The organism is Fusicatenibacter sp. (assembly GCF_050872605.1).
Taxonomy (GTDB): Bacteria; Bacillota; Clostridia; order Lachnospirales; family Lachnospiraceae; genus Fusicatenibacter.
This window is the reverse complement of sequence record NZ_JBNMHD010000040.1, coordinates 22,967-29,850: the sequence shown is the minus strand read 5'-3', so window position 1 is coordinate 29,850 and position 6,884 is coordinate 22,967. Positions and strand designations below refer to the sequence as shown.

6 protein-coding genes are annotated in these 6,884 nt (G+C 49.5%); 2 read left to right on the top strand and 4 right to left on the bottom strand.

Annotation, left to right across the window (positions count from 1 at the left end; translation table 11 throughout):
• Window positions 1-92: 92 nt before the first annotated feature.
• The 4 genes from ACY2VT_RS11600 to ACY2VT_RS11585 form a co-directional block, all read right to left on the bottom strand.
• Entirely contained in the window at window positions 93-1,982 is a 1,890-nt protein-coding gene (locus ACY2VT_RS11600) for a Type II secretory pathway, pullulanase PulA and related glycosidase (protein ID WP_461879999.1), read from the bottom strand.
• A 93-nt stretch (window positions 1,983-2,075) separates the two neighbouring features.
• On the bottom strand, window positions 2,076-2,834 hold the full coding sequence (locus tag ACY2VT_RS11595; protein ID WP_461879998.1) for an exodeoxyribonuclease III: 759 nt from the start codon (window positions 2,832-2,834) through the stop codon (window positions 2,076-2,078).
• A 92-nt stretch (window positions 2,835-2,926) separates the two neighbouring features.
• Window positions 2,927-4,387, bottom strand: coding sequence for an aminotransferase class I/II-fold pyridoxal phosphate-dependent enzyme (locus ACY2VT_RS11590; protein ID WP_461879997.1), 1,461 nt, complete (start codon window positions 4,385-4,387; stop codon window positions 2,927-2,929).
• 113 nt (window positions 4,388-4,500) lie between these two features.
• Entirely contained in the window at window positions 4,501-5,565 is a 1,065-nt protein-coding gene (locus tag ACY2VT_RS11585) for a branched-chain amino acid aminotransferase (protein ID WP_022461483.1), read from the bottom strand.
• Between the two features lie 278 nt (window positions 5,566-5,843).
• Between ACY2VT_RS11585 and ACY2VT_RS11580 the strand changes: the two genes are divergently transcribed.
• Window positions 5,844-6,212, top strand: coding sequence for a DUF1292 domain-containing protein (locus ACY2VT_RS11580; protein ID WP_022461482.1), 369 nt, complete (start codon window positions 5,844-5,846; stop codon window positions 6,210-6,212).
• Window positions 6,213-6,430: 218 nt separating this feature from the next.
• Window positions 6,431-6,754, top strand: coding sequence for a helix-turn-helix domain-containing protein (locus ACY2VT_RS11575; protein WP_055218165.1), 324 nt, complete (start codon window positions 6,431-6,433; stop codon window positions 6,752-6,754).
• Window positions 6,755-6,884: the final 130 nt, after the last annotated feature.

Sequence of the window (6,884 nt, the reverse complement as noted above, 5' to 3'; positions counted from 1 at the left end):
GTCGAAAATAGTTCGACTGTGACTTGCCTCATGCCAGTGGAGGATACCGATTTCTCTCCGCCCGCCACTGCCGTTATGTTTCTTTTAACAATTCATCCCACCGCTTTAGAAGCGGGGGACTTCTTGTCTACTGATGTTAAAATTATGATACTGCGCGGCGGCACGATGATCGTTTTGGCGCTGACTTTTTTCTGATTTTCTTCTGTAAGGAATACTTCCGGTGTATTGGTGTCGGCCGTCAGGTACCAGACTTTCTGCTCCGGGAGGGACGGCAGTGCCAGCTCATGCGGATTCCAGTGCATGTTGTAGGCGATGTAGAGGTCGTCGTCCTTGTTTCCGTCTTTGTCCTGGAAATAGCTTCCGCAGTACATGACGCCGATGAAACGGCACGTATTTTCCATCTGGGAGAACCAGGCTCTCTGGCTGTGGAAGGACATATCCGGGCAGCCGTAGGATTTGTAGTCGATGAGGCGCGGCTCGCGTTCGCCGTGCAGCGCCGGGTGGGCTTTCCGGAAGGCGATGGCTGCTTTTACAAAGGCGGCAAATTCTGGATTCCGGGCGGCTGCTTTCCAGTCAATCCAGCCGGTTTTGTTGTCCTGGCACCAGGCGTTGTTGTTGCCCTTCTGGCTGTTGCCGAACTCGTCGCCGCCGTAAATCATCGGCGTTCCCTGGCTTGTCATCAGCATGAGGACTGCATTTTTCAGCTGGCGGAGACGCAGTGCGCGCACAGCCGGTTTCCGGGTTGCACCTTCTGCGCCGCAGTTCCAGGTCAGGTTTTCGTTGGAACCGTCCATGTTGTCTTCACCGTTTTCCAGGTTGTGTTTCTGTTCATAGGAAACGCTGTCATACAGGGTAAAACCGTCGTGATCCGCAAGATAATTGATCACACCGTGTGTCTCCGGGCTTCTTCTCAGATAATAGGTGAAGTCGGAAAGGCTGCCCTCGTCACCTTTTAAGAAACGGCGGATGTGGTACTGGTATCCCTGGTTGTGTTCCCCTAAATTCCGGAACCACGGGCGTTTTCCCTGATAGATCTGTGCGCCGTCAAAACCCAGGAAAATCAGTTTGGTCTTCCGAAGGAGTGCATCTTTGGATGCTTCTTCTGCCAGCGATGCATCGCCGACCAGATGGAATCCGTCGATCTGATAGCGGAGCTGCCAGTGGTGCAGAACTTTCAGTGCAAAACCAGCTGGCGTTCCCGGGGCAAAACAGAATTCCATCAGGCATTCGATACCGTTTTCATGCAGGGCATCGACCATCTCTGCGAATTCTGCGACAGCATCTGCGGATGCAGCATACGAAGCTTTCGGGGCAAAATACAGGGCTTTTGTGCCGTATCCCCAGAAATTCACGCGCTTCTCTTCCGCTGGCGCCGGATATACATAGGCCGGCTCCGTAAGGGAGATCCACTCGAAAAACTCGTAGGACGGCATCAGCTCTACTGCATTGATGCCGAGTTCTTTTAAGTATGGAATTTTTTCGATCACGCCGCGGAACGTTCCCTTGCTCTTTACACGGGAACTTCCGTCTTTGGTAAAGCCGCGCACATGGAGCTTATACAGAATCGTCTCCTCATACGGCCGATGCAGTGAGGCGGTGCGCATTGCCGGGTACTCCGGGAGGAGGCAGCGGCAGGCGCCCTCTTCTTTTTCCATCGGTGCACCGAAGGTTTCTCTTCCTTCTACTGCTCCGGCATACGGATCCAGGCAGAAAGTTTCGTCCATCCGGTAGGCATAGGAAAACTTTCCTGCGGTCAGGCCTGTGACTGTGACGGCGCTGATCACGCCGGTACGCTCTTCCTCTGGAAGCGGCACGGTAAGAAACGGTTTCTGGTGTCCCTTCCGGTACAGCAGAAGCTCCGCTTTTTTCCCATCTGGTACTTCTACGGCAAAATTGTACCCGTCTTTCGTCGCCGATGCGCCCATTTTCTCCGGATTTCCCGGTAAAATTCGATATTTTCCTCTGTTTTTTGTCTGTATCATAATTCCCGCCCTTATTTTTTATAATTTGTTGCAATTGTCATACTATTAATGTAAATCATTTAAATAAAATTGTCAATTGAGCAATGATACCAATTATTCTTTACTCAGATCTAATTCCACCGGGCAGTGGTCAGAACCAAGGATTTCGGTGTGGATTTTGGCATCTGCAACTGCATCTTTTAAGGACTCCGATACCATAAAGTAGTCAAGCCGCCATCCTGCATTCCGCTGGCGTGCCTGGAAGCGGTACGACCACCAGGAATACGTCACGGTATCCGGGTACAGCATACGGAAAGAATCGATAAAGCCTTTTTCTTTGATTACGGCAAATTTTTCGCGCTCCTCTTTTGTAAAGCCGGCGTTTTTCTCATTTGCCTTTGCATTTTTGATATCCATCTCGGTCGCTGCGACGTTCAGGTCCCCACAGAAAATCACCGGTTTTTCCTGCTCCAGTCCTTTTAAGTAGGAAAGAAACGCATCCTCCCACTCCATCCGGTAGGCAAGGCGTTTTAATTCCTCCTGCGAATTCGGTGTATAGACGGTTACAACAAAGTATTCCGGAAATTCTGCCGTAATCACGCGGCCTTCTGTGTCGTGTTCCTCGATTCCAATACCATAGCGGACGGAAAGCGGTTCTTCCTTCGTAAACAGTGCTGTGCCAGAATATCCTTTCTTTTCCGCGTAATTCCAGTACTGGTGATAGCCGGGCAGATCAAGGTCAATCTGTCCTTCCTGAAGCTTCGTTTCCTGCAGGCAGAAAATATCGGCATCTGCCGCCTCAAAATATTCCAGAAAGCCTTTTTTCATGCAGGCTCTCAGGCCATTTACATTCCAGGATATCATTTTTTTCATACGCAATTCATCTCCTTTTCCTGACAGTCTGTTCTCTGCGGTTTCTGTTGCAAAATGCAGGGAACCGACTTCTGTTTTCTTTTATTTTTCTTTTATTTCTCTTTCAGAACATACAGCACTTCCAGCGACGCATCCGACGGCCCGTGAAATTCACAGCCGTCTGCTTTATACTGACGCATCAGTTCCAGAATTTCTCTGCTGTACCGCTCGCCCGGGCAGATGAGCGGGATTCCCGGCGGATATGGGGCTGCCATCTCGGCTGCAATTCGTCCTTCTGCTTCTGCAAACGGAACGGCTTCCTTCTCCGCAAAATATGCTTCACGCGGCGTCTTTACCATCTCCGGCAGACTGCGGAACAGCCACTGCTTTTCCTCAAACTTCGTCCGCCCCATCGTTTTTTCGTTCTCTGCCGCCGAAATTCCCCGGAGCGCATCGATCAGCCGTGTGATATCTTCCTCGCTGTTCGCCCAGGTAATGACGCAGACCACGTTCTCCTCATCGGCAAGCTCTGTGCTGACGCGGTATTCCTCGTACAGACGCACCTGCAGATCGTAGCCGGAAATACCAAGTTCTCTTGCCGAGAATACAAGACGGGTCAGGTCAATCTTCCATACGCCGCACGTTTCTTCCATCTCAGTTCCAAGAACTTCGATTCCTTTGATCTTTGCAAGCTCCTGTCGCGCCCTCTGACTCAGTGCCAGCGCGCGTTCCATCCGCTCCCGGCCGTGCAGCGCCATCCCGCGCCGCGCCGCATCCAGCGATGCCATCAGAAGGTAGGACGGCGAGGTGCTCTGTACCATCTGCAGATTGGCGGCCACTCTTGCCTCATCGAGACGGTCAGAACCGAGGGATAAGAAGGAGCTCTGCGTAAAGGAACCCGCCGTTTTGTGGATACTCTGCGCGCAGGCATCCGCACCGCTTTCCAGTGCGCCGGACGGAAGCTGTTCGGAAAAGTAGAGATGGGAACCATGCGCCTCATCCACAAGGAGTGATGCATTGTAACGGTGGCAGATCTTGGCAATCGCCTTTAGATCGCTGCAGAGTCCGTAATACGTCGGGCTCACGAGAAGCACGGCTTTCGCATCCGGCGTTTTCTCAAATGCTTTTTCGATGGTTTCCGGTGTCACGCCGCCCCACATCTGCCATTTTGTGCTGTACTCCGGCATCACATAAACCGGTGTGGCTCCGCTTAAAATCAAGCCCATCAGTACTGACTTGTGCACATTCCGCGGAACAATGATTTTTTCGCCCTCTTTCACCGTGGAAAGTACCATCGCCTCGTTGCCGCATGTCGTACCATTGACAAGAAAGAATGTCTTTTCCGCCTTCCACGTTTCTGCTGCCAGACGCTGCGCCTCCGCGATCACGCCCTCCGCATGATGCAGATCATCAAGACCTTCTGCCTCCGAGAGGTCATACGCTGCAAGCGATGCTCCGTTTAACGCCTCGTCCAGTCCCCGCTCAAACCGGTGTCCCGGGATGCGGAAATAGGCCGGATTCTCTTTTCTGAACTTCTCCAGTGCCTCCACAAGAGGCATTCGATTCTGATCCATTCTGTTTTGTTTCCTTTCCAATCGTTTCCCAATCTTTTTCTGAAACGAAAGAATCCTCCCCGCACCGCTGTGCGGGAAGGACCCCTTATCTGCTTTTTTCTGTTTGATAAAAATTATTCTACTGGAGTTGTCCAGCCGTATTTGTCTTCCAGTTTGCCCCACTGGATACCGGTCAGGGTATCGTACAGTTTCTGGGTCAGCTCACCGATCTTGAAATCGTTGACGATAACGGAATCGTCTTTGTATACGAACTCGCCGACTGGAGATACAACAGCTGCTGTACCGGTACCAAATGCCTCTTCCAGTGTGCCGTCATGGCCTGCTTTCATCAGGTCGTCGATGGACAGGTGGGTCTCGTTTACTTTGTAGCCCCAGTCACGCAGGATGTGGATCAGGGAATCACGGGTTACGCCCGGAAGTACGGTTCCTTCCAGCGGTGCGGTGTAGATTTCGCCGGCGATCTTGAACATGATGTTCATGGTTCCAACTTCCTCTACATATTTACGATGTACGCCGTCCAGCCACAGAACCTGGGTGCATCCCATCTTCTCTGCTTTTACCTGGCCTGCGATGGAGCTTGCATAGTTACCGCCGCATTTTGTGAAGCCTGTGCCGCCTTTGACTGCACGGACATATTCATCCTCAACCAGGATCTTAACCGGGTTGATGCCCTCTGCATAGTATGCTCCAACCGGAGTGGTGATGATAACGAATTTGTAGGATTTTGCCATATGTACGCCAAGGCTTGCCTCAGTAGCGAACATGAACGGACGGATGTAAAGAGATGTACCTGGCTCAGACGGTACCCAGTCTTCCTGTGCTTTAACCAGTGCTTTGACAGCCTCTACAAACATCTCCTCCGGTACACCCGGCATGCAGAGTCTTTCGTTGGATTTGATCATACGACGTGCGTTCATTTCCGGACGGAACAGCTGGATTTTTCCTTCTGCTGTTCTGTATGCTTTCATACCCTCGAAAGTTTCCTGTGCATAGTGAAGTACCATGGTTGCCGGATCCATCGGGATTCCGCCGTACGGTACGATTGCTGCGTCATGCCATCCCTGCTCTTTATCCCAGTCCATGACAAACATATAGTCTGTAAAGTGTTTTCCGAATCCAAGGTTTTTCTGATCCGGTTTTTCCTGTAAATGCTCTCTTTTTTCAAATCTGATATCCATTTTTTGCCTCCCCGGCAGTTGAGGATAAGTTTGTTCAGCTGCCTGTATATTTAGATTCAATAGTGATAGTATAAGACTGTACCTGAAAACAGTCAAGAGAAAATACGACTAAATTTTCATTTTTTCTTTCTTATTTATTGTATCTTTTCCGTATTTTCCTGTATCAGCCGCATTTTTTCTTCTTTCCCGGCACAGCCATTGTGTTTTTTTCTATTATCTGTTAGAATGGCAGACAAGAACCTGATAAGACTTGAACACGAAAAAGGAAGGTAATACAAATGAGTGAAGAATTATTCAACAGCGCATCCTGCAGCGGAGACTGCACAAGCTGCGGCAGCGACTGCCAGGATCTGGATCAGCCGACTGTTACACTGACACTGGACGACGATACCGAAGTAAAATGTGCCGTACTGACCATTTTCCCGGCTCCGAACCAGAAAGAGTACATCGCTCTTCTGCCGCTCGATGAAAACGGCGAGAACGAAGACGGCGAAGTTTATCTGTATCGTTACTACGAAGAGAACGGCCAGCCGAACCTCGACAACATCGATTCCGATGAAGAGTACGAAATTGCAGCAGACGCATTCGACGAGCTGATGGATACCGAGCAGTTCAACGAGATGGAAGAAAATTCCACCGAAGAGTAAGAAGCACAGACTTTGAAACGATTGCAGAACCCGGCGGGAGACCTTATTTTCCTGCCGGGTTTTTCTCTCTTTTTCTCTCAAATTCCCGTTATTTCTTATTTGTACAGCTTTTCTGCATCTCTCTTTAAGATCTGTTTCTATTCTTTTACAGACGTATAATATATGTGAGTAGCATTTTTCATGCCGCTACATTACATAGGAATACGAGGTATCTTTTTATGAGAGATAAAGATGTGATACAGCACATTCAGGATTTATGCAAAGAGCGTTCCTGGACTTACTACCGTCTTGCAAAAGAGGCGGACATTCCCTATTCTACCTTAAATAATATGGTAAACCGCACCAATATTCCAACCATCCCTACCCTGCAGAAGCTCTGCGACGCTTTCGGCATCACACTTGCTGATTTCTTTCTCGACGAGCCGGATGCCCTGCAGCTTACCGAAGGACAGCAGGAAATCATTACGCTTTACAATAATCTTTCGCTGGAGAAAAAGAAAATCTTAAAGGCTTATATGAAAGGTCTTCTGATGGAAGTCTGACTTTTCCGGCATCATAAGTATCACAGATAAAGAAAGTTCCGTTTTTTGTTTTTCTGAAACAGAGACGGAACTTTTTTTCTGTCGATAAACTTTTCTTAAATTTTTCTAAAGCCCGGGACTTTTCCCGTAT